Here is a 22,771-nt window from a genome sequence, read left to right as displayed (position 1 = left end):
TAACGCAGGGTTAATGAAACAGGCAACCCGGCGCCTTGGCTCGCTCCCTAACGCATCATTCTTCCGGCGTGAAGTCGAGCGCGGCAGAGTTCATGCAATAGCGCAGCCCGGTGGGCGCCGGCCCATCGGGAAACACGTGGCCCAGATGCCCTTCGCAGCGGGCGCAGCGCACCTCGGTGCGAATCATCCCGTGCGAGGTGTCGCGCAGTTCTTCCACCGCGGTTTCATCCATCGGATGGGTAAAGCTGGGCCAGCCGCAGCCGCTGTCGAACTTGGTGGCAGAGGTGAACAGCGGCTGCCCGCAGCCGGCGCAGGTATAGTCGCCGCGCGCCTTGTTCTTGTCGTACTTGCCGGTGAACGCGCGCTCGGTCCCGGCCTGGCGCAGGACGTGATACTGCTCCGGGCTCAGGCGTTCGCGCCATTCCGCCTCGGTCAGGTTCAACTTGTCGGTCATGGATGGGATCTCCTTTGCCGCGCAATATGGGGTGCGGGCGCTGGCGGAACAACCGGATGGCGCGCGTTCTGGGGCGTCCTCTGTCGCCTTGTGCCACTTCCTGTCGCACGTCGCTTAAATTCCGCCACATTATGCGCTATGACCGATGCGTGATGGAAAAATTGCAAGAGCCTCTGGCCGATATTGCCCAGTGCAGCCTCCCCGTGGCGTTGGAGGTGATGGGCGAGCGCTGGTCCTTCATGATCCTGCGTGCCGCATTCACCGGCATCTCGCATTTCGAGGAATTTCTCTCGCAACTGGGCATTGCCCGCAACATCCTGTCCAACCGCCTGTCGCGGCTGGTCGATCATGGCATTCTCGCCCGCATTCCCTGCTGCGACGATCGCCGGCGCGTGGAATATCGGTTGACGCCCAAGGGCTTTGACCTGTTGCCGGCGATGCTGGCGCTGCGCCAGTGGGGGGAAAAGTGGGGCGCGGGCATTTCCTGCAACCCGGTGCTGTGTGATGCCCGCGATGGCCAGCCGATCGCGCCGATCGTGCTGCGCGCGCATGATGGCCGCCCGCTTGGCCCGGCAGATCTTGCCTGGCGCCCGCGGGAAGAAATCGATGCGCCGGCACCGGCCGAAAACGCCGATCATGATCGTGGGGAACAAGCGCCGGCCGCAAAGTCCAAGGAACGGGCCTGACAGTATTCGGGGCAGGATCGCCGGTGGAAACGGCGACCCTGCCCCGCCAACCGCACGGGGGACTGCGCGTGCGGCAAGCTCTTGTCTGGACGTTGTTTGATGAATGGAGCCAAAACGGTTTCGTTCGCGCAAATTCATGGATGCGGCGAACTGCTCAGCGCGCGGCGAGAACCTGTTCGCGGGCCAGCGCAACCTGCACCTTGCCCTGGCGCGTCGCCACGCTGAAGCAATTGCGCTGGTCCTGCGCCTGGTCGAGCGTGACCTTGCCGATACCGATGCCGCAGGCCTGGCGCGCGGCAGCGCGCACCCGGCGATCGGCCACGGCGCGGCCCTGCACGGTCATCAGGTTAAGGTCGGACAGCTTCACCGGCACGCGAGTCACGGTCATGCCCATGTCGGCGTTCGACTCGGCCGATACGGCGGCGGTGGTCTGTGCGGCGGCAGGCATGCTGCCCAGCGACAGGGCGCCCAGCGCGGCAAGCGAGAGAGCGAGGGGGCGGAAGGCGGGGCGGAAAGCGGTGGTGGTGGCAAACATGGGTCGATTCCTTTTGTGTGGTGGAACAAAAGCGCGGATCGAATGGATCAGTCGGGTTTCTGTGGCATCCCGCAGGGCGTCTGTTGGCCCGTTGGGCTGTCTGTCTTGCGGTATGTCAGTGGTTTAACCCGGTCCTGGCGCCCCTGCGCGCCCTGCTCGACCAGGCACGGCCCCATCCCGACCAGCGCCGCTCGTCCCCGACGAACCGCCATGCAGCACCGGCCAACGACACGGGGACACGCCCCGCCACCCGACCAACGTCGTTACCGGAGACCTCCAGCTCGATTCGTCCGAAACTGCGTGTCACTGCGCAGCAAAGCCTTTGCCCTGCGGCAAGAAAGGCGCACTATCGCGGCGCAATGGCAGTGGCCGTCATCTTTGTCCTGGGCATCGTCAACTTCGCGCTCAACCGCGCGGTGATGGCCAGCAACCATCCGCTGCTGCGCCAGATGCCGCCGCTGCTCAAGACAATGAACCAGCGCTTTTCGCTGCTGATCGAGTTCCTCATGCTGGTGGCGGGCATGCTGCTCGCCGCGCAGGGCTGGGCCTGGGGCGCGATCGGCTATGGCCTCTACAGCATGATGAACGGCTTTTCCGCCTGGATGATCTTGTCGGGCCGGGTCTGACCATAAGGCCATGGCGGGGAACCGCGCGGTGCCCGGCGCATTGGCCGGGGGGAGGACCCTTTGCTCATGACCACCATTCCGCTCTGGCTTATAGTCAATCCGGCGAGCGGCAGCAATTCCGAAGCTGCCGTTGCCGCGCTCACCGCCGCCCTGGCCGAAGGCGGCCACGCGCCCTCGCGCGTGCTGCGTATCCCGGCCGACGATCTGCCCACCCGCGCCACGCTGGAGGCGGCCAATGTCGCCACGCTGGCGATCTTCACCGGCGATGGCACGGTCAACGCCCAGGTTGCACGTCTGCACGGCTGGTCAGGCCAAGTGCTGATCCTGCCGGGCGGCACGCAGAATCTCCTGGCCAAGTCACTGCATGGTGATGTCGATGCCCCCACGATCGCGGCGCGGCTGGGCCGGGGTGAACTCCATGCGATGCGCCGCCACGCGGTCGAAACATCGGCCGGCCACGCCCTGGTCGAAGTCCTTGCCGGCCCCGGCGCCACCTGGGCCGATGTGCGCGAGGGCGTGCGCGACATGGACCTGTCGAGCATTGCCAGCGCCTTGGGCGAAGCCGTGCGCAGCACCGCCGGCGGCGCTGCCGTGCGCGTGGAGGAGCCCGCCTTGGGCAAGCCCGAAGGCTATCGCGCCGTCCGCATCGATGCCGATGATGGCACGCTCACGCTTGATGGCTATGACGCGCAGGATTGGGCGGATCTCGCGGCCCATGGCGTATCGATGCTGGTCAAGCGCGATTTCCGTCAGGGTCCGCATGAAGAATTGGGCCAGGCCGAAGCCGTGACCTGTGCCAGCGACGAACCCATCGCGCTGATGATTGATGGCGAACGCCGCGATGGCGCGCAGCGCGAAACCTTCCGCTGCGTCACCCTGCCGGTCGAATTCCTCGCCAGCGCGGCAGCGACCTCTTGACCGGGCAGCGCCGCGCGGGAAAAGCCGGCCGGCAGCCCCAAGGAACCCGCCCGGCATGACGCGCATCTTTCATATCAGCGATATCCACTTCGGCTTGGAAGACCCGCGGGCCTTGGCCTGGCTGGTCGATTGCGTGGCGCAGGAACGGCCCGACGCCGTGGCCATTACCGGCGACCTGACGATGCGCGCCCGGCACCGTGAATTTGCCGCAGCCTGCCAATGGATTCGCGCGCTCGACGTGCCCGTGACAGTCGAAGTGGGCAACCACGACCTGCCCTATTTCAATCCGATCGAGCGGTTCTTTGATCCCTACCGCCGCTTTCGCGCGATCGAACACGTGCTGGAACGGCCGCTCAATCTGCCCAGCGTGGCGATCGTCCCGCTCAAGACCACCGCACGGGCGCAGTGGCGCTTCAACTGGTCCAAGGGCCACGTCGGCCACCATGCCCTCGCCGATTGCCTCGCGCGCATCGATGCACTGCCGGCCGGCACGCGGGCGATCGTGGCGTGCCACCACCCGCTGGTCGAGGCCGGCACGCGCGGCAAGGCGCTGACCCGCAATGGTAACAAGGCCCTGGCCGAACTTGCCCGCCGCCAGGTGATGGCGGTGCTCTCGGGCCATGTCCACGACGCGTTCGACCTGATCCGGCCCACCCCGCATGGCCCAGTGCGCATGATCGGGGCGGGCACGCTCTCGCTGCGCACCCGCTCCACCCCGCCCAGCTTCAACGACCTCGTCCTGCGCAACGGCGATATCGAGGTGACCGTGCGCAACCTCGAAGCGGTGCCCACCCCCGCCATGCAGATCGAAGACGTCCCCGAAAACGCGCTCCCTCCGCGCGAGCCGGGCGAACCCGTCGCGCCGATCGCCGCCATCCCGCCGGTCGATCCGCCGGTGCACTGAACCCGGCGCGCGTCAGACAGTCAGACAGACGCGCGGCCTTTACCCAATTTTACAGCATTTACGGCAAGCCTGCGGCCTACTCGTTAGGAGCGCCTGCTATCACCCCCTCACCTGCTTTGGCCATTGCACCAGGTCATGCTCCGCAGCGCCTTGCCGTACTCGACGGCCTGCGGATGGTGGCTGCTCTGGCCGTGCTTGCCCACCATGCCGTGGCCCAGCCGCGCCAGATTCTGGGTTCTGCCCATGGCAATCCCCTCCCCTGGGCCGATGTCTGGGCTGGCACGGGCGCCTTGCACATGCTGATGCGGGGGTATTTGTTCGTCGATCTGTTTTTCCTACTCAGCGGCTTTGTCCTGGCACTGCGGTTTGATCGCGCGCTGGGCACGAATTTGGCGGCGTGGCGGTTCATGGGGATGCGGGTGCGCCGGCTCTGGCCACTGGCGGCGCTTGGCACGGTGCTCGGCGGCGCGGCGGCACTGGCAGGGCCGGCGGCCGATGCTGGCACGACGGCCAGGTTGCTCCTGATGGCGCTGCTGTTCGTGCCGCAGTGGCGCGGCAACGGTAATTGCTATCCGCTCAACAGCCCGCAGTGGAGCCTGACGCTTGAATTTTTTGCCAATGCCGTCCACGCCTTGCTCCTGTGCCGCCTGTCAAACCAAGCACTGCTGGTGGTGGTGGCCATTTCCGGGCTGGTGCTGGCCATCATGATCGGTTTCAACGCCGGTGTTGGCTTTGGCCCCAGTGCCGATTCACTGCTCATGGCCGTTCCGCGCACGCTTTATCCCTATGCCCTTGGCTGCTGGATGGCCCGTCAGTGGCAGGCAGGCCATCGCCCCTGGCATGCGCTGCCCTGGCCACTGACCGTCCTGCTTCCCCTTGCGCTGGTTCTGGCCGTAGGCTTGCTGCCGCCAACGGCTGCCTATGCTGATTCATTGTGCGCGTTGGTGCTGCTGCCTCTGCTGCTGTGGCTGGCAGCAACAGCGACTCTGCCCACGCCTGGGGCCGGTGCCGTGCTGCGCGCGCTCGGCACCGTGTCCTTTCCGCTCTATGCGGTGCATGTGCCGATCCTGCATCTCGCCGTGATGCTCGCCCCGGCGACAGGATGGCATGTGGCTTCGGCCAGTTGGGCAGGCGCTGCAGCGGCGCTCGCGCTCGCGGTGGTGCTGGCCCGTGGACCCGGGAGTGCGCGCCCGATGCCGCATAAACAGAAACCCCGCGCCGTTGCCGGCACGGGGTCTGTTCCGGGTGCCACGCCGGCTGGTTGAAGCCGAGCCGGCTGCCTGGCCGCCTTACTTCTTCTTTTCGGGCGCCACCGAGATGCGCACGGTTTCCCCGTTGTGACCGGGGAAATCGGTGAACATCGCGTCCACCAGGTTCGGCACCAGATAGGGCAGGCGGTTGGAAGAGGAGGCCGCCTGGGCCTTGCCCTCGAACAGGCGCTTGCCGTCGCTGCGGCGCTCGATCTTCATGTCGATGCCGCTGGTGTAGACGGTGACCACGTCAACGCCGCCAAAGCCGGGACCCCACAGCGGATCATACCAGCCATAGCCCCAGCCGCGCCGGCCCCAGAAACCGCCATAGGGGCGGCCATAGAAGCCGGGGCCATACCACGGACCCCAGAACGGATCATAGGCGCCGGTCGAGCGCACGTGCTCGCGGCCCTGGTCCACGCCATAGCCGAACTTGACCACCAGGTCAGAGGTCTGCGGATCACCCGGGACATAGCCCAGGCTGGCCATCTTGGCGGCCACCAGGCTGGCGTACTGCGAGAATTCGAGACCGCCCTGGTCGCGCGGATCTTCCGCCACCACGGCAAAGGTCTGTCCGGCAGGAGCCGGCAGTTCGCGCTGGAAGCGGGAAACCTTGGCGTCGAAATTGGTGGCGCAACCCGACAAGGCCAGAAGAAGGGGAGCAGCCAGCAAGGCAAGTTTGCCGGCCCGAAGCATCTTGGTCATTACTATCGACTCCTTATGCGCACCGGTGTCCCCAATCCCCGGCGCCGGTCGTGTGTTAGCACGACGAAATGATGCCTGCGAGGGGCTGAATGGAGCTTGAATAATAACGCACAGGGCGGTGAAATGCTCCGAAATCCAGGGAGATGAACGAAAGGGCGCCCCTCGTGAGAGAAGCGCCCTGTTCATCTGGCAGCCTTGGGCCGCGTGGTGGTTCAGCGCACCAGGCCGAGCGCGGCATAGGCCGCGTCGAGCGTCGGCACCGCCAGGCTGCGCGCCTTTTCCGCGCCGCGCGCCAGGATCGCGTCGAGCGCGGCGCGGTCTTCGCGCAGCGTGCGATAGCGTTCGGCCATCGGCGCCAGCTTGCTTACCAGCAGTTCGCCCAGCGCCGGCTTGAACTGGCCAAAGCCCTGGCCGCCGAACTGCGCCAGCACGCCCGCCACATCGGTGCCGGCCATCGTGGCATAGATGCCCACCAGGTTGCGCGCCTCGGCCCGGCCTTCCAGCCCCGCCGCCTCGCTCGGCAGCGGCTCGGGATCGGTCTTGGCCTTCTTCACCTTCTGCATGATGGTGTCGGCGTCATCGACCAGGTTGATCCGGCTCATGTCCGAAGGATCGGACTTGCTCATCTTGGCCGTGCCATCGCGCAGGCTCATGATCCGCGCCGCTTCGGGCGGGATGATCGGATCGGGCAACGTGAAGACGGGCGCGTCTTCGCTGGCAAAGTCGTTGTTGAACTTCTGCGCAATGTCGCGCGCCAGTTCCAGGTGCTGCTTCTGGTCGTCGCCCACCGGCACGTGCGTGGCCTGGTACAGCAGCACGTCAGCCGCCTGGAGCACGGGATAGGTGAACAGCGCCACCGAGGCACCTTCGCGGTTCTTGCCCGCCTTGTCCTTCCACTGCGTCATGCGGTTGAGCCAGCCCATCCGCGCCGTGCCGTTCAAAAGCCATTGCAGCTCGGCATGGGCCGGCACCTGCGCCTGGTTGAACAGGATCGAGCGATCCGGATCGATCCCGCACGATACCAGCGCGGCGACCATTTCGCGCGTGTTGGCACCCAGCTGGGCCGGCTCGTGCGGCATGGAAATGGCGTGCAGATCGGCCAGGAAATAGAGGCAGGTCGCGCCCTTGGCGGTCCATTCGTCCTGCATCGCCACCCAGTTGCGGATCGCACCCAGGTAGTTGCCGAGGTGAAGATTGCCGGTGGGCTGAATGCCGGAAACGATACGCATGGAACGTCTTGCCTTACGATTTGTTGGCGGGTGCCGCGCGACGGCGGCGAGTGAGCAGCGCGAGGTCTTCGCGCGTGAACGCCCCCAGAACGAGGGTGGCGAGGCCATAGACGACCATGCCGGCCATGACCAGCACGGCCAGCGCGCCGATGCGCAAGGCCCAGGTGCCATGCACATACGGCGTCAACACGCCCTGCCCGGCCCACAGCACCAGCCCCATGGCCAGGGCGGCCAGCGCGAGACGCGGCGCGCGGCGGCGCAGTTGCGCATCCGGGGTGAAATGCCCGCGCTTGCGCAGCGTATGATAAAGCATGCCGACGTTGACGGTCGAGGCGATCGCGGTGGCCAGCGGTGGCCCCATGTGCTGCAACGGCACGATCAGCACCAGGTTGCCCACCAGGTTCACCACCATCGAGATCGTGGCATAACGCACCGGCGTCTTGGTATCGTGCCGCGCATAGAAGCCCGGGGTCAGCACTTTGACCAGGATATAGCTGGGCAGGCCGATCGAGAAGGCGGCCAGGGCCTGCGCGGTAAAGTGGGTATCAGCGGCGGTATAGCGGCCATAGCCGAACAGCGCGGCGGCGATCGGTTCGCCGCACAGCACCAGCGCCATGGTCGCCGGCAGCGTCAGCAGCAGGGCCAGTTCCATGCCGCGGTTCTGGGTTTCCTGCGCCGCGGCATCCTCGCCCGCGCCGAGCTGGCGCGAGATCGTCGGCAACAGGACCGTGCCCAGGCCAATGCCGATCAGCCCGAGTGGCAACTGGTTCAGCCGATCGGCCATGTAGATATAGGTCACGCTGCCATGCGCCAGCAGCTTGGCCGCCAGCGCGGTGGAAATGACCAGGTTGATCTGCACCGCCCCGGCCCCGGCTGCAGCCGGCCAGATCAGCGCGAGGAAGGCCTTCACGTCAGGGTTCAGACGCGGTCGGCGCAAACGCAGGCTGATCCCATTTTGCCGGCACGACCAGTAGAGCCAGGCGAGTTGCAATGCGCCCGAAACCGACACTGCAATCGCCTGGTTGCGCGCGGTCAGTAGCGGATCGCTATTGTGGAACCCGAACAGCGCCACGATCTGCGTGATGTTGAGCAGGATCGGCGCGGCCGCGTTGACCCAGAACTTGTGCAGCGAATTGAGAATCCCGCCCAGCAGCGAAACCAGGCTGATCAGCATGAGATAGGGAATCGTCAGCCGCGAGAGCGACACGGCAAAGGCGAACTGTTCGGACGAAACGCCGTTGAACCCGCCAGACAGCAGCAGCGTGACTGGCCATGCCAGCACTTCCAGTGCCACGGTCATCAAGATCAGAACCGGCAGCAGAACCGCCAGCGCTTCTTCGGCAAAGCGCAGCCCATCGGGCAGCCCTTGGCCGGCAGGATCGCCCACCTTCTTGTTGAACATCGGGATGAACGCCGAGGAGAATGCCCCTTCGGCAAACAGCGCCCGAAACAGATTGGGCAGGCGAAACGCAATAAGGAACGCGTCAGAGGCAAAGCCTGCGCCGACAAAGCGGGCAAACAGGCTGTCGCGCACCAGGCCAAGCACGCGGCTGGCCAGGGTAAGCCCGCCGATCGTGCCGGTCGCCTTGAGGAGGTTCATGCGGTGTCCTTCAGGCGACCGGTGCGACTCGGGCGATCAGCGAATCAGGCGTGGCCGGCCGGTTCGGCGGTCGCCGTGGCCTGGGCCTGCGCCAGTTGCGCCATGTAGAGGCCGTTGAAGTCGATCGGATCGAGCAGCAGCGGCGGGTAGCCGGCGTCGCGCACGGCATCAGCCACGATGCGACGGGCAAACGGGAAGACCAGGCGCGGGCCTTCGGCGAACAGGAACGGGTGGGCCTGTTCGTCGGTCACGTTGCGCATGCCGATCAGCGCGCCATAGGCCAGTTCGATGATGAAGGCGGTGCCCTGCGCACCCTTCGACGTCACGTTGATCTTGAGTTCGATCTCGTGAACTTCGGGCGCCAGGGCACGGGCGGCGATGTTGAAATCGACATGGATTTCGGGCGCCTCGGTCCACTGATAGCTTTCCGGCGCATTGGGATTCTCGACCGAGAGATCCTTGATATACTGGGAAATCAGCCCGATCGCCGGCGAGTTGTCTTCGCCGTTTGAAACCACGCCTTCGGCGCCATCGAGGGAGAGATTGCTGATGATGTTGCCTTCGTCGGCCATGGTCGCATGCTTTCGTTCGGATGGGGCGCAGGGAATGCGCCGGGTAAACGTGCCCGGCGCCTAGCATTGTGCGCAACGCCCGGCAACAGACTGCGTCTGGCGCGCCAATCATCCAGGCTAGCGGTCATTGCACCAAAGGACGGGAACCAACTGCGCGCCTGCGCGATTGCAGCGATCAGGCAGCGCACGGGCGCAATCCGGGCGACTTCGTCGGTGGGCAACGTCACAACGCGGGAATCCGCCATTGTGCCGTCCACGCGTTGTTCATTTGTAATTCGTACCTATTTGATGCACGATCAACCGGTGGCCGGCCGCGCTGCGCAAAACGTGGATCGGCATTCCAAGGCTACCTTTGCGGGACATGTGCGTGTGATTGTTGAGATCGTCATTGTGGCCATGATCGCGGCCTTCCTGGGCCTGAGGCTCTATTCGGTTCTGGGCCGTCGCCCCGAACAGAACGAGGAGCCCGTCCGCCGCCGCATCGAACAACCCGATCCGCAAGGCGCTTCCCGCCCGATGGCGCCGCGCCTGCCCGAAGCCATGGCAACGCCGGCCAACCGCCTGGTGCCCCCGGTGCCCGAGACGCGCGATTTCGATGCCGATGCCGAACCGGGCATCCGCGCCATCATCGCGGCCGATCGCCGGTTTGACGTGGGCCTGTTCATGGCTGGCGCCAAGAGCGCCTATGGCATGGTGCTAGAGGCGTTCTGGCGCGGGAATCGCTCGGAACTCAAGGCGCTGTGCGATGGCGATGTCTTTGCCGGCTTTGCCGATGCGCTCGACGCCCGCGAAGCTGCTGGTGAAACGCTCGACGCGCGCCTCATCCGCATCGAGGAAGCCCGCATCGTCGGCGCCGAACTCGCCGGCTCCACGGCGCGAGTCACCGTGCGCTTCATCGCCGATATCGCCACCGTCACGCGCAATGCCCAGGGACAGGTCGTTGCCGGTTCGCTCAACGATGCCATCGAAAGCCGCGACCTGTGGACGTTCTCGCGCGACCTCACTTCGCGCGATCCCGATTGGCTGCTCGACGAAACCGATGAAGCCTAAGGCATACGTGGGCTGACCGGCTTGGGCACTGATCCCGTGGCCTGCGCCGGTCGCCCCCTCTCCCGAATTTCGCTTGCGCAAAGGGCCGGTCTTGCACTGGCCCTTTCGCTGCTGGCCGCCTGCGTTCCCACCGCGACGCCGCCGGGGCGCCAGCCTGCCCCACCGCGCACGCCCTCGGGCACTGCCGCTGCGCCGCTCGCCACGGCCGTCAGCGCCGGCTTGGCGCGCGGGCCGGCACCGTCCGCACTGGGCCTTGCCCCGGGCAATGCCGGTGCGGCGCTCAACGCGTTCATCACCTCATGCCCTGGCCTGACCCGGCGCAGCGACAGCAGCGGCCTGACCCAGCCAACCGATTGGGCCCTCGCCTGTGCGGCCGCGCGCACTTGGCCGCGCGACAATGCCGCCGCCTTTTTCGACGGCTATTTCGAAACCGCCCGCGTCGGCGATGGTGGTACTTTCGTCACCGGCTATTACGAGCCCGAGATCGCTGGTGTACGCACGCACCAGCCCGGCTTCGATGTGCCGGTCTATGGCGTGCCGGCCGATCTCGTGCGCGCCCGGCCGGGCGATGCCCCGCCACTGCCCGATGGGCGCCAGCCACTTGGCCGCTATGACGAAACCGGGCAGTTCGTGCCTTATTTCGATCGCGGCCAGATCGAGGACGGCGCCCTTGCCGGCAAGGGCCTGGAAATCGCCTGGGCGGCCGATCCGGCAGAGCTGTTCTTCCTGCAGGTGCAAGGGTCTGGCCGGCTGCGCGCGCCCGATGGCAGCGTCATCCGCCTGGGCTATGGCGCCATCAACGGCTGGGACTACACCGGCATCGGCACGGTCATGGCGCAGCAGGGCCTGATTGGCACCGGCCCGGGCCAGTATCCCGGATCGATGCAGGGCATACTGCGCTATATCCACGATCACCCGGTGGAAGGCGACGCGCTGATGCGGCAGAACCGCAGCTACGTGTTCTTCCGCGAAAACACCCAGCCCGGCGCGATCGGAGCGATGGGCGTGCCGGTCAGCCCGCGCACCACCGTGGCGGCCGATCCGGCGTTCGTGCCGCTGGGTGCCCCCGTCTGGCTCCAGGTTGATCGCCCACAGGTCAGCGGGTTGTGGGTGGCGCAGGATACCGGCGGCGCCATCAAGGGCCCCAACCGCTTCGACAGCTTCTGGGGTGCGGGCGCCGATGCCCGCCTAACCGCCGGCGGCATGAGCGCACATGGCCAGGCCCTGGTCCTGCTGCCCAAGGGCACGCTGGCCCGGCTCGGCCGATGAGGCGCGGTCCGCGCGGCCTGAGTGCCGATGAACTCGTGTTGTGGCGCAAGGTGGCCGATACCGTCACCCCGCTGCATCCTCCGGCACGCCGTGCGGCGGCGCCAACGCCTGTCGCAGCCCTGCCCGCCGCGAACGAGCCAGCCAGCCCACCGCCGCGCAAGCTCAAGGGCCGCGTGCCACCGCCGCGCCCCGCTCCACCGGCACCGGCGCAGCCCGCGCGTCCGCTCCACGCCAATGGCCAAGGGCTCGACGCCAGTTGGGACCGCAAGCTGGCGCGTGGCACGATTTCGCCCGATGTCTCGATCGATCTCCACGGCCTCAACCTCGACCTGGCGCACGGCCGCCTGCTCGCCAGCCTGGCCCAGGCCCTGGCCATCGGCGCGCGGGTCGTCCTGCTGGTGACCGGCAAGCCACGCCCCCATGGCGATCATGACCTGCGCGGTGAACGGCGCGGGGCGATTCGCGCCAAGTTGCTCGATTGGCTGGCGGCCAGCCCCTATGCCGATCGCATCGCCGCGGTGCGCCCGGCCCAGCCCCGTCACGGTGGCGCCGGCGCCGTCTATATCGTGCTGCGCCGCCCGCGCTGATCGCGGCAAGCCTACGCACTCGTCCTAAGCGCGGGTGCGAATTGCCGCCGCGTCTGCTGCAAGGGACAACCATAAGGCTCCGCGCGTTCCCCAAGCGCACCCCATTGCCCGTCGCCAACGGACGCGCGGAGTACCTTTTCCCACATCGCCGCCATCGCAGCGCCAGCTGAGCCGCGCAGCGCAACCCGTCCGCACCAATTGTGCGGCTGGCCAAGAGCGCGCAGGGCGCAGGGCGCAGCCTCAACATTCTTCCATTTTGGAGCAATTGTGTTAACGCGGTCTGGCGCCCTGCTGCGGCGCACAAATCAAGGCTCCGTAACCTCGCTAAGCACTCGTACTTTAAGTAGTATTTGCGCTTCGTTACGGCACAACAAACGGGTCATGCTCCCCCCATGAAACGCCCTCCCGCACGCCGTGCCATCGCCCTTTCCGCCATTCTGGTCCTGCTCGGCGCCGGTCCACTGGCCCTGGCCTCGCCCACGCCCTTTGCCATGCCGCCCGAAGCGGCGATGCCCCGCGTGGACGAAGAGGCCGGCCATTTTGCCGCCTGCGGCAGCGATCGCCGGGTAACCTGCGTCGTCGATGGCGATACGTTCTGGTATCAGGGCACCAAGATCCGCATTGCCGATATCAACGCCCCGGAAGTCAGCCACCCCGGCTGCGCCGAAGAAGCGGACCTGGGCGCCAAGGCCACCGAACGGCTGACGCAACTGCTCAACGCTGGTCATTTCTCGCTGGTCACCCAGGGCCGCCCGGTCGATCGCTATGGCCGCGCGCTGCGCGTGGTGGTGCGCAAGGGGCAAAGCCTGGGTGCCCGGCTCGAGGCAGAGGGCCTGGCCGAACACTGGCAGGGCCGGCGCGGAAATTGGTGCAGGTGAAACCAGGCGCCTTCCCGTTGTAATGGCAAGCGGCTATGGGCGGGCATCTCCCGTTGCTGAAAGCCGCCGCCTTGACCAAGCCGCTTTTCCCTTTGTTTCCGCGCATTACCCTGCGTGGCGCGATCCTCTCCTCGTTCCTGGCCCTGGCGGCCTGTGCGGGCCAGCCAACCCGCGTGGTGCAGGCTCCGGCCGCTGCACCCGCCCCGCACCTGGTCACCGTCGGCATTGCCGCGTTCAACGATTTTCACGGCCAACTCGAACCGCCGCACCAATCGGTGCTGGTGCCCGATGACCATGGCGGCACGGCCCAGGTTCCCGCCGGCGGCGCGGCGTGGCTGGCCAGCGCGGTCGACAGCGTGCGCAATCGCTATCCCAACCATCTCACGCTGTCGGCCGGTGACATGATCAGCGCCAGCCAGGTGGCCTCCTCGCTTTATCTCGACGAGCCGTCGATCGGGGTGATGAATCGCATCGGGGTGGATTTCAACGCCGTCGGCAACCACGAATTCGACCGCGGCCGTGATGAACTGCTGCGCATGCAGAATGGCGGCTGCACCCAGTTCACCGCGCACAAGCCGTGCCAGCTCGAACCCTTTCCCGGCGCCAGCTTCCGCTATCTCGCCGCCAGTACGGTGGACAAGGATGGGCACACCCTGTTCCCGGCCACCGGCCTCAAGACGTTTGGCAGCGGCGTAGACAAGGTGACCGTGGGCGTGATCGGCCTGACCACGCGCACCACGCCCACGCTGGTCAATCCCGCCGGTATCGCCGGGCTGACGTTCGAAGACGAAGCCGCCACGATCAATACCCAGGTTCCCCGGCTCAAGGCCGCCGGCGCCGATGCCATCGTCGTGCTGATCCACGAAGGCGGCAAGCAGCAGGGCAGCCCCGATCCGCAGGGCTGCAACGGCATGTCGGGCGCGATCCTCGACATCATCAAGCAGCTGAACCCGGGCGTTGACCTGATCGTTTCGGGCCACACCCACGCGGCCTATATCTGCCAGTTCCCTGCTGCCGGCGCGGCGCATCCCCTGCTGCTGACCAGCGCGGGCCTCTATGGCGAAATGGTCACCGATATTGCCCTGCAGATCGATCCTGCCACGCACAAAGTGATAACGGCCCAGGCGCACAACGTCATTGTCCAGTCCGATCCCTATCAATCGGCCACGCGGCTGGTCGGCCACGATGATCGCTTCCCGGTCTTTGCCCCGCGCCCTGATGTCGCCGGTTATGTCCAGCGCTATGTCGATGCGGCCAAGGTCTATGCCGCCAAGCCGGTTGGCCACTTGTCCGGCCCGGCGCAGCGCGGCGAGAACGGCGCGGTGACCACCGGGGGCACGCTGGGCAATCTGATCGCGGATTCGCAACTGGCCGCAACCCGCAGCGCCGGCGCGCAGCTCGCCCTGATGAACCCCTTCGGCATCCGCACCAGCCTGGTGCCGGCAGCCGATGGCACAGTGACGTTCGGCGATATCTACCGCGTCCAGCCCTTCGGCAACACGCTCGTCACCGAAACGCTCACCGGTGCGCAGCTCAAGGCCGTGCTGGAACAGGGCCTGGATGAACAAGGGCCCAAGCAGGGCCTGGCGGTATCGGCCAACGTGCGCTTTGCCATCGACCTGGCCCGCCCCGTCGGCGCGCGCGTGGTGGGCCTGACGGTCAACGGAAAGCCGGTTGCGCCTGCCGCCACCTACCGCGTGACGGTCAACAACTTCCTCGCGCTGGGGGGCGATACCTTCACCGACCTGGCCGACAAGCCCGACGCGGTAACCGGCATGACCGATCTTGACGCGCTGCAGGCCTGGATCGCCGCCGTCCCGGTGCGCCAGGTTCCGTCAGAGGATCGCGTCACTCTGGTTGCACACTGATTACCTACCCACTCACGGGTTGCAGCGCCGTCGCCACAGTCCTAGGCACATGCCAAGGGAGACACGGGCGATGGCGCTGCTGGATAATCCGAAATTCCGCTGGATCTTGCGTTGCGGGTGGAAAGGGCTGTGCCCGCGCTGCGGCAAGGCCAGCATGTTCGATGGCTGGCTCAAGCTGGCACAGCGCTGCCCGGCCTGCGACCTAGACCTCAGCTTTGCCCGGGCAGACGATGGGCCGGCGTTCTTCGCCCTGTGCCTCACCGCCTTTCCGCTCACGTTCTTCGCCGTCTGGCTGGAAGTGGCCTATAGCCCGCCCTGGTGGGTTCACCTGCTCACCTCGGTGCCGATCCTGGCCATCGGCTGCCTCGGCTCGCTGCGCCCGTTCAAGGGCTGGCTCGTTGCCTCACAATACGTGAACAAGGCCACCGAGGCCGGCACCGAGGGCCTGTGGGCGCGCATGGAAAAGCGCGAAGAGCCCTAAGCGCCTGGGCGTTGCGCCGGCTGGCTCGGCCGGCTGGCGCTGGCCTTTGCATCGGGCACGCGACACGCAGTGCAGCGCCGCCAGCACACCAGCCCGGGCATCATGTCACGCGGCGCCTTGCCCGGTTCGGGATAGAGCCCGGCCATGATCTCGGGCGCAATGCCCTCGGGCGCGGCGCGGTTGTGGCACATCAGACAATTGCGCCGAAAGCGCTCACGCGTCAGCCCGGAATGGTCTTCTGCCACCTGTGCTGTCGATGGCGCCGGTGCGGCTTGCTGTGCCCTCGCCACGCCGCCCGCCAGAACCAGAGCCACCATACCCGCGCCAAGCCACCATCGCCGCCGCATCATCGCCCCCTTCACCCGGCCCCCACGCCGTTCACGTTGGCGATCCTTTCATCACAGGCCTGGGCGATCAAGAACTGCGTGTCGCAGGCTCAGCCCTGGCGATAATCCGCCAGGATCACGCCGGCCTGCGCCAGTTCGGCCTCGTGGCTTTCTTCGCGCCAGGCTTCGGCCAGGGCCTGCCGTTCCCAATCCAGCATCGCCGGGTGGACCAGGATATGGTCCACCCAGGCCTGCCCGCGCCCCACGTCCAGGCCATAGGTGCGGATACGGAACGCCACGGGGGCAAAGAACGCGTCCATCGCGCTGAACGCCGCCCCGGCCAGCCACGGGCCGCCGAAACGATCGAGTCCTTCCTCGAACAATGCGCTCACGCGGGCCACGTCGCGCACCAGTTCGGCGCGCATCGGCACCGGGCGCACCCGCACACCCACGTTCATCGTGCAATCGTTGCGCAAGGCGGCAAAGCCGCCGTGCATTTCGCAGACCGCGCTTTGCGCAAAGGCGCGCGCGGCTCCCGCCTCGGGCCAGACACCGCCATGGCGATCGGCAAGATAGAGCGCGATGCCCAGCGAATCCCACACCGTGGTGTCCCCATCGATCAGCACCGGCACCTGCCCAGTGGGCGAAAAAGCGCGAAATTCCTCGTAGTTCACCGGCTTGGCAAACGGCTCGATCCGGTCGGCAAACGCCACGCCCAGCGCCTTCATCAGCAGCCAGGGCCGCAACGACCAGCTGGAATAGTTTCGGTTGGCGGTGATCAGGGTATAGGTCATGGCCGGCGCCCCTTTTTCGCAGGAAATCCACGCCGGTTGATTCAGGTCATGGCGCTGCGGCTTCCCGGTGCCACACTGCGGGCATTGTTGGAAGAAGGAGGATCCCCATGCGCTCCATTCTCTGCCCGGTCGACGGCGCCAAGACGCTCGATGACCGCCTCGAAACCGCTCTGGCCCTGGCCCGCGTCACCAACGGCCATGTCTGCGTACAGATCGCCAGCCCCTTTGCCGAAATGGCGGTGTGGGAGCCCTTCGGCGGCGCGGCGCTGACAGCCGAAGTGATCGCCCAGGTGCGCGAGGAAGACCGCGCCCTGGCCGACAAGGTCGATGCCCGCCTGGCCCCGCAAGACGTACCCTTCGATGTGATGGAAACCGCGCAGGCGCCGATCCCCGCCGCCTATGCCAGCGCCCGCTTTGCCGATGTGGTCGTCACCAGCCTGGCCGATCCGCTGGTGGAGGAACTTGTGCTCGGCGTGCGCAGCCCGGTGCTCGCCGTGCCCAAGGGGGCGCCGCTGGTCGATTTCACCGGCCCGGCCATGATCGCCTGGGACGGCGGGATCGAGGCGGCTCATGCCATGCGCGCCGCCTTGCCGCTGCTTACCCGCGCCAGCATGGTCCATATCGTGGCGGTCGAGGAAAAGCCCGACGCGCTTCCGGCGCTCGATGCAGCAGCCTACCTGTCGCGCCACGGCATTCATGCCGAAACCCATGCAATCCAGGCCGCCGGGCCGATCGCCGCCACGCTGGTCGATACCGCACGGCGGTTGGGTGCGGGGTTGATCGTTATGGGCCTTTTCGGCCGCAGCCGGCTGCGCGAATTGCTGCTGGGCGGCGTGTCGCGCGCCATGCTCGACAATTCCACCCTGCCGCTGTTGCTGGCGCACTAAGACAGGCATTGTTTGCGGCCGGGCACTTGCCCGTTCGCGCCGCTCTGGCATGATCACGCCCAAGGTGGTGGCACAGGGGCTGCCGCCAACCTTGGGAGTTCATGCTGATGCGCCGCCACCGTTTTTTCGCCTCACTCGCCCTGGGCATTGCCCTCGCCGGTTCCGGGGCGCACGCCACTCCCGTGCCGGCAACCCCCGCGACCATCACCAAGGCGCTGGCCGATCCGGCGCGCAGCGCCGCCAACCGTGCCCTCGATGAAAGCCGCAAGCCGGCCGAAATCCTGGCCTTCGCCGGGTTCAAGCCCGGCCAGGTCGTGGCCGATTGGGGCGCCGGCGGCGGGTATTATTCCGAACTGATCGCCGATGTCGTCGGCCCCAAGGGTCGTGTCTATGCCCTGGCCAATCCCGCCTATCTCAAGCCCGGCACGCTCGACGCCGTGGCCAAGGCGCATGCCAACGTGCTGATGCTCGTTACCCCGCCTGCCGCGATGACACTCGCGCCCGGCAGCCTCGACGCGATTTTCGCCCACCTCGAATTTCACGATCTCTATCTGCCGGCGGCGCATGGCAGTGCCACGCCCGCCCGCCCGGTGGCCGCCACGCTCGCCAACTGGTTTGCCGCGCTGCGTCCCGGTGGCACCGTGGTGATCGTCGATCACGTCGGCCCGGCTGGCGCCCCTGCCACCGTGGCCGATACGCTCCACCGCATCGATCCTGCCCAGGTCAAGGCCGACATGCTTGCCGCCGGCTTTGTGCTGGATGATGAGAGCAGCGTATTGCAGCGCAACGACGATCCGCACACTGCAATCGTTTTCGATCCAGCGTTGCGCGGAAAGACCGATCGCTTTGCCCTGCGCTTTCGCCGGCCTGCCTGACATTCGGCAGACAGTTGCGCAAAACGCAATTTATATTTCATCTTTCGCATTTGCACAAAACATGGATGCAAGGCATACAAATCCTGCCTTTCAGGCATCCTCTCCCAAACTTCCAAAGGCCTGGCTGGCAACAGCCGGGCCCTTTTTTTGCTCTGTGTCTGTGCCGGCGCCAGCGCCCGGCTTGCTATCCCGCCAAAACCCCAGCACCATCGCGCTCGATCACTCCCGAGAACGAAAGCTGCGGCCTGGCGTTTGAAAACCGTGGCACGCAATCCTAGCTAGGGTGCAAGCGGGGCAGGTCTGCCCCGATCCGCAAACCTCCCGAGGCGCCATGCCACATGCGCAACGCCGAGGGTGAAAAGAGGGCCAATGGCAGAGGCAGCAACTTTGGGCGAAAATCGCATCGCCCGTCTTCAGGTCGCAGGCGCCAGGCAAGAGGAATCCGGCCACGGCATCGCCCGCATCAGCCGTGCCGTGATGGGCACGCTGGGCGTAACCGAAGGCGACGTCATCGAAATCATCGGCAAGCGCAGCACCGCCGCGCGCGTGATGCTGCCCTATCCCGAGGATGAAGGGCTCGAACTGATCCGGCTCGACGGCCTGCAGCGCGCCAATGCCGATGTCGGCTCGGGCGATCATGTCGAGGTGCGGCGGATCGATTCCCGCCCGGCACAGCGCGTGGTGTTTGCCCCGGCGCAGCGTGATCTGCGCCTGCAGGGGCCAGCTGCCGCGCTCAAGCGTAACTTTGCTGGGCGCCCGCTGCTCACCGGCGATCTGGTCGCGACGGCGGGGCAGCAGCAGGTCAACCGGGGCGACATGCCTGCCCAGTTGCGCCAGATGCTCAATGCTCCGGCCTTCGCGCTGACCCAGATTCGCCTCACCGTCGTCTCCACCGTGCCCAAGGGCGTGGTGCACATCGACGAGAGCACCGAGGTGGAACTGCGCGCGGAATACGAAGAGCCGCGCAGCAGCCGCGCCGACGTCAACTATGACGATGTCGGCGGCATGGGCGACACCATCCGCCAGTTGCGCGAGATGGTCGAACTGCCGCTGCGCTATCCCGAACTGTTCACCCGCCTGGGCGTCGATCCGCCCAAGGGCGTTCTGCTGCATGGCCCGCCAGGCACCGGCAAGACCCGCCTGGCCCGCGCTGTGGCGAACGAAAGCGACGCCAGCTTCTTCACCATCAACGGCCCGGAAATCATGGGCTCGGCCTATGGTGAAAGCGAAAAGCGCCTGCGCGAAGTGTTCGAGGAAGCGACCCAGAACGCGCCCTCGATCATATTCATCGACGAGATCGATTCGATCGCGCCCAAGCGCAGCCAGGTTTCCGGCGAAGCGGAAAAGCGCCTCGTCGCGCAGCTGCTCACGCTGATGGACGGGCTGCACAGCCGCTCCAACCTTGTCGTCATCGCCGCCACCAACCGGCCTGACGCGCTGGATGAAGCACTGCGCCGCCCCGGCCGCTTTGACCGCGAGATCGTCGTCGGCGTTCCCGATGAACCTGGCCGCCGCGAGATTCTCGGCATCCACACGCGCGGCATGCCGCTGTCCGAGGATGTCGACCTGCGCGAACTCGCCCGCACTACGCACGGCTTCGTCGGGGCCGACTTGGCCGCACTCGCCCGCGAGGCGGCGATCGAGGCGGTGCGCCGCATCATGCCGCGTCTCGATTTCGAACGGCAGACGATCCCGCCCGAAGTGCTCGACAACCTACGCGTCGTGCGCGACGATTTCCTCGAGGCGCTCAAGCGCGTGCAGCCTTCGGCCATGCGCGAGGTCATGGTTCAGGCCCCCACCATCGGCTGGTCCGATGTCGGTGGGCTCGACGATGCCCAAGCCAAGCTCAAGGAAGGCGTCGAACTGCCGCTCAAGACGCCCGAGGCCTTCCACCGCCTCGGCATCCGCCCGGCCAAGGGCTTCCTGCTCTACGGCCCCCCTGGGACCGGCAAGACCCTACTGGCCAAGGCCGTCGCCAAGGAAGCCGAAGCCAACTTCATTGCAATCAAGTCGTCAGACTTGCTCAGCAAGTGGTTTGGCGAAAGCGAGCAGCAGATCGCCCGCCTGTTTGCCCGCGCCCGCCAGGTCGCGCCGTGCGTAATCTTCATCGACGAGATCGACAGCCTCGTTCCGGCCCGCGGCACGGGTGTCGGCGAGCCGCAGGTCACGGCGCGCGTGGTCAACACCATCCTGGCCGAGATGGACGGGCTGGAAGAGCTGCAGTCGGTCGTGCTGATCGGCGCGACCAACCGGCCCAACCTGGTCGATCCTGCGCTGCTGCGGCCGGGCCGGTTCGATGAACTGGTCTATGTTGGCACGCCCAGCCTGGAAGGGCGCGCGCATATCCTGGGGATTCATACCGGCGCCATGCCGCTGGCGGCCGACGTCGATCTGCTCGATGTCGCCCGCCAGACCGCGCGGTTTACCGGTGCCGATCTCGAAGACGTGGTGCGCCGCGCTGGCCTCAACGCCATCCGCCGCGCCGGCGGCAATGTGCAATCGGTCAATGCGGCGGATTTTGCCGATGCACTGGCCGATTCCCGCGCCACGGTGACCGAAGAAATGGAGGCGGAATACGCCCGGATGAAGGGCGAACTGAAGAAGCGCGCCGTAGAGCCGAGCCCGACCATCGGCTTCCTGGCGCCGGGCATGGTGCAATCCACCCGCGAAACCAAGCACGGCTGAAACGAAAAAAGCCCCTCGCTGACAAGGCAGCGAGGGGCTTTTCTCATGATTCGGGCAGAAGCTCGTCAAAGCGCCGCACCCGCTTCAGTTCGGGAAACAGCCGTCCCCAGGCCAACGCGATCGCCACTGCGCTTACTCCGCCAAATACCACCGAGCCAACCGGCCCCAGGATCGCCCCGACAACGCCGCTTTCCATCTCACCCAGTTCGTTGGACGCAGTGATGAACAAGGCCGATGTCGCTCCCACGCGGCCGCGCATGGCGTCGGGCGTCACCACCTGCACCAGCGTCTGCCGCACATAGACCGAAATCATGTCGGCGGCGCCGGCCAGGGCCAGCATCGCCAGCGACAGCGGCAACCAGCGCGAAATGCCAAACACGGCCGAGGCTATCCCGAACAGCGCCACGGCCGCCAGCATCTTGGGGCCCACGCCATTTTCCACCGGGCGCCACGACAGCCACAGCGCCGTCGACACCGCCCCGACCGACGAGGCTGAGCGCAGCAGGCCAAGCCCGCTCGGCCCCACATGCAGGATATCGCGCGCATAGACCGGCAGCATGGCGGTTGCCCCGCCCAGCAGCACGGCAAACAGATCCAGGCTGATGGCCCCCAGCAGCATGCGGCTGCGCGCTACATAGCGCAGCCCTTCCAGGATGTGCGCCAGGGGTTTGCCGTCGGCCATCGGGCGATTGGCACCATGTGGCCCGATGGCGAGTTGCGCCACCAGCGCCGCGCCAAGCAGGGCCAGCGTCAGGCCATAGGCAAATGCCGGCGCCACGCCATAGGCAAAGCCACCCAAGACCGGGCCCACAATGCCGCCGATCCGGCCAGCGATGGCACTGACGGCAATGGCGCGCGGCAGGATTTCTACCGGCACCAGCGCCGGGGCCAGCGCATTCATCGCCGGGGCATAGAAACCACGCCCGGCAGCAAACCCTGCTGCCACCAGGTAGAACACCGGCAGATCGGCCCGGCCCATGGCCTGCAATGCCACCAGCACGCCCACGGCCAGCATCTGCACCAGCAAGGCCAGGCGCACCACCAGGCGGCGATCGTGGCGGTCGGCCACCAGGCCGGCGAAAGGATTGATCAGCAGCACCGGCAGGAACTGCGACAAGCCGATCAGCCCGATCCGTAGCGAAGCCGCTTTCATGTCCATCGACAGACGTGCCACATCATAAACTGCCCAGCCCAGCACCACGACCAGGTTGCTCTGCGCGAGCATCGCGCAGATGCGCGCGATCCAGAAATGGCGATAGGCGGGAATGGACAGCGGATGCGCGGCAGGCGCCACGCGGGGCTGGATGGACAAGGGCACGTTGCGATAATCCAGGTGGCTGCTCGGGCACGTTTGCCCAGGCCGGCGCGTAGCACCGACGGCCTGTGTCCGGGATAAGATATTGCAGGCGCGACCTATCAGGCTGCGCAATTTTGACCTGGGCCAGACACAAAAAAGCCGCCTCGGGTATTCCTGAGGCGGTTTGGCATGATTGAGAGATGGTTGCGGGGGCAGGATTTGAACCTGCGACCTTCAGGTTATGAGCCTGACGAGCTACCGGGCTGCTCCACCCCGCGATGCGCTGCGGCCCCGT

At 66.5% G+C, this 22,771-nt stretch carries 23 protein-coding genes and 1 tRNA gene; 14 read left to right on the top strand and 10 right to left on the bottom strand.

The window, feature by feature from the left end:
* Positions 1-55 precede the first annotated feature (55 nt).
* The gene (msrB, locus tag ABIC78_RS15020) at positions 56-454 is read right to left on the bottom strand and encodes a peptide-methionine (R)-S-oxide reductase MsrB (RefSeq protein ID WP_022675918.1); all 399 of its coding nucleotides are present in this window, start codon (positions 452-454) and stop codon (positions 56-58) included.
* A 152-nt stretch (positions 455-606) separates the two neighbouring features.
* On the opposite strand from msrB, the gene ABIC78_RS15015 reads away from it, so the two are divergent.
* Positions 607-1,140 (top strand): winged helix-turn-helix transcriptional regulator, encoded by a 534-nt coding sequence (locus ABIC78_RS15015; protein ID WP_082350228.1) that lies wholly within the window; start codon positions 607-609, stop codon positions 1,138-1,140.
* Between the two features lie 154 nt (positions 1,141-1,294).
* On the opposite strand, the gene ABIC78_RS15010 is transcribed toward ABIC78_RS15015, so the two are convergent.
* Complete coding sequence (locus tag ABIC78_RS15010; RefSeq protein ID WP_022675921.1) at positions 1,295-1,675, bottom strand: UrcA family protein; 381 nt, start codon at positions 1,673-1,675, stop codon at positions 1,295-1,297.
* 359 nt (positions 1,676-2,034) lie between these two features.
* Here ABIC78_RS15010 and ABIC78_RS15005 point away from each other — a divergent pair, with 359 nt between their 5' ends.
* The 4 genes from ABIC78_RS15005 (at position 2,035) to ABIC78_RS14990 (ending at position 5,388) form a co-directional block, all read left to right on the top strand.
* Positions 2,035-2,301, top strand: a complete 267-nt coding sequence (locus tag ABIC78_RS15005) for a hypothetical protein (RefSeq protein WP_022675922.1) — start codon at positions 2,035-2,037, stop codon at positions 2,299-2,301.
* Positions 2,302-2,367: 66 nt separating this feature from the next.
* Positions 2,368-3,219 carry a diacylglycerol kinase family protein gene (locus ABIC78_RS15000; protein WP_354490600.1) on the top strand — a complete coding sequence of 284 codons (852 nt, stop codon included), beginning with the start codon at positions 2,368-2,370 and terminating at the stop codon, positions 3,217-3,219.
* A gap of 55 nt (positions 3,220-3,274) precedes the next feature.
* Positions 3,275-4,123 (top strand): metallophosphoesterase family protein, encoded by an 849-nt coding sequence (locus tag ABIC78_RS14995; protein WP_354490598.1) that lies wholly within the window; start codon positions 3,275-3,277, stop codon positions 4,121-4,123.
* A 116-nt stretch (positions 4,124-4,239) separates the two neighbouring features.
* Entirely contained in the window at positions 4,240-5,388 is a 1,149-nt protein-coding gene (locus ABIC78_RS14990; RefSeq protein ID WP_354490596.1) for an acyltransferase family protein, read from the top strand.
* A gap of 24 nt (positions 5,389-5,412) precedes the next feature.
* Here ABIC78_RS14990 and ABIC78_RS14985 read toward each other — a convergent pair whose 3' ends face one another.
* From ABIC78_RS14985 to secB, 4 genes are all read right to left on the bottom strand, one after another.
* A complete protein-coding gene (locus ABIC78_RS14985; RefSeq protein ID WP_054132479.1) occupies positions 5,413-6,078 on the bottom strand; it encodes a DUF4136 domain-containing protein in 666 nt (221 codons plus the stop codon).
* Between the two features lie 212 nt (positions 6,079-6,290).
* A complete protein-coding gene (trpS, locus tag ABIC78_RS14980; protein WP_062788050.1) occupies positions 6,291-7,307 on the bottom strand; it encodes a tryptophan--tRNA ligase in 1,017 nt (338 codons plus the stop codon).
* A 13-nt stretch (positions 7,308-7,320) separates the two neighbouring features.
* Positions 7,321-8,907, bottom strand: a complete 1,587-nt coding sequence (murJ, locus tag ABIC78_RS14975) for a murein biosynthesis integral membrane protein MurJ (protein ID WP_107718115.1) — start codon at positions 8,905-8,907, stop codon at positions 7,321-7,323.
* A gap of 44 nt (positions 8,908-8,951) precedes the next feature.
* Positions 8,952-9,479, bottom strand: a complete 528-nt coding sequence (secB, locus tag ABIC78_RS14970; RefSeq protein ID WP_022675928.1) for a protein-export chaperone SecB — start codon at positions 9,477-9,479, stop codon at positions 8,952-8,954.
* 369 nt (positions 9,480-9,848) lie between these two features.
* Between secB and ABIC78_RS14965 the strand changes: the two genes are divergently transcribed.
* The 6 genes from ABIC78_RS14965 (at position 9,849) to ABIC78_RS14940 (ending at position 15,612) form a co-directional block, all read left to right on the top strand.
* Positions 9,849-10,529 carry a Tim44/TimA family putative adaptor protein gene (locus ABIC78_RS14965; protein ID WP_354490592.1) on the top strand — a complete coding sequence of 227 codons (681 nt, stop codon included), beginning with the start codon at positions 9,849-9,851 and terminating at the stop codon, positions 10,527-10,529.
* Between the two features lie 66 nt (positions 10,530-10,595).
* On the top strand, positions 10,596-11,798 hold the full coding sequence (mltA, locus tag ABIC78_RS14960) for a murein transglycosylase A (protein ID WP_502915683.1): 1,203 nt from the start codon (positions 10,596-10,598) through the stop codon (positions 11,796-11,798).
* A complete protein-coding gene (locus ABIC78_RS14955) occupies positions 11,795-12,385 on the top strand; it encodes a Smr/MutS family protein (RefSeq protein ID WP_354490588.1) in 591 nt (196 codons plus the stop codon). Before mltA ends, ABIC78_RS14955 begins: the two co-directional genes overlap by 4 nt.
* A gap of 392 nt (positions 12,386-12,777) precedes the next feature.
* Positions 12,778-13,263 carry a thermonuclease family protein gene (locus ABIC78_RS14950; RefSeq protein ID WP_354490586.1) on the top strand — a complete coding sequence of 162 codons (486 nt, stop codon included), beginning with the start codon at positions 12,778-12,780 and terminating at the stop codon, positions 13,261-13,263.
* A gap of 110 nt (positions 13,264-13,373) precedes the next feature.
* Entirely contained in the window at positions 13,374-15,131 is a 1,758-nt protein-coding gene (locus ABIC78_RS14945) for a bifunctional metallophosphatase/5'-nucleotidase (protein WP_502915682.1), read from the top strand.
* Between the two features lie 70 nt (positions 15,132-15,201).
* A complete protein-coding gene (locus ABIC78_RS14940) occupies positions 15,202-15,612 on the top strand; it encodes a DUF983 domain-containing protein (protein WP_022675458.1) in 411 nt (136 codons plus the stop codon).
* Here ABIC78_RS14940 and ABIC78_RS14935 read toward each other — a convergent pair.
* Both ABIC78_RS14935 and ABIC78_RS14930 read right to left on the bottom strand, forming a co-directional pair.
* On the bottom strand, positions 15,609-15,929 hold the full coding sequence (locus ABIC78_RS14935) for a hypothetical protein (protein ID WP_022675457.1): 321 nt from the start codon (positions 15,927-15,929) through the stop codon (positions 15,609-15,611). The genes ABIC78_RS14940 and ABIC78_RS14935 overlap by 4 nt on opposite strands.
* A gap of 119 nt (positions 15,930-16,048) precedes the next feature.
* Positions 16,049-16,732 carry a glutathione S-transferase family protein gene (locus ABIC78_RS14930; protein WP_354490582.1) on the bottom strand — a complete coding sequence of 228 codons (684 nt, stop codon included), beginning with the start codon at positions 16,730-16,732 and terminating at the stop codon, positions 16,049-16,051.
* Positions 16,733-16,839: 107 nt separating this feature from the next.
* On the opposite strand from ABIC78_RS14930, the gene ABIC78_RS14925 reads away from it, so the two are divergent.
* The 3 genes from ABIC78_RS14925 to ABIC78_RS14915 all read left to right on the top strand — a co-directional run bounded on the left by ABIC78_RS14925 (position 16,840) and on the right by ABIC78_RS14915 (position 21,179).
* Positions 16,840-17,619, top strand: a complete 780-nt coding sequence (locus ABIC78_RS14925; RefSeq protein ID WP_169049836.1) for a universal stress protein — start codon at positions 16,840-16,842, stop codon at positions 17,617-17,619.
* Positions 17,620-17,726: 107 nt separating this feature from the next.
* Entirely contained in the window at positions 17,727-18,494 is a 768-nt protein-coding gene (locus ABIC78_RS14920; protein WP_354490579.1) for a class I SAM-dependent methyltransferase, read from the top strand.
* Positions 18,495-18,863: 369 nt separating this feature from the next.
* The gene (locus tag ABIC78_RS14915) at positions 18,864-21,179 is read left to right on the top strand and encodes a CDC48 family AAA ATPase (RefSeq protein ID WP_168353064.1); all 2,316 of its coding nucleotides are present in this window, start codon (positions 18,864-18,866) and stop codon (positions 21,177-21,179) included.
* A 43-nt stretch (positions 21,180-21,222) separates the two neighbouring features.
* Here ABIC78_RS14915 and ABIC78_RS14910 read toward each other — a convergent pair whose 3' ends face one another.
* The gene (locus ABIC78_RS14910) at positions 21,223-22,497 is read right to left on the bottom strand and encodes an MFS transporter (protein ID WP_354490577.1); all 1,275 of its coding nucleotides are present in this window, start codon (positions 22,495-22,497) and stop codon (positions 21,223-21,225) included.
* Between the two features lie 180 nt (positions 22,498-22,677).
* Positions 22,678-22,754: transfer RNA gene (locus tag ABIC78_RS14905), tRNA-Met, on the bottom strand.
* Between the last annotated feature and the right edge of the window lie 17 nt (positions 22,755-22,771).

It is taken from the genome of Novosphingobium sp. 1529, from assembly GCF_040544855.1.
Classification (GTDB): domain Bacteria; phylum Pseudomonadota; class Alphaproteobacteria; order Sphingomonadales; family Sphingomonadaceae; genus Novosphingobium; species Novosphingobium capsulatum.
The sequence above is the reverse complement of the archived record's forward strand: the minus strand, read 5'-3'. Positions and strand labels throughout refer to the sequence as shown.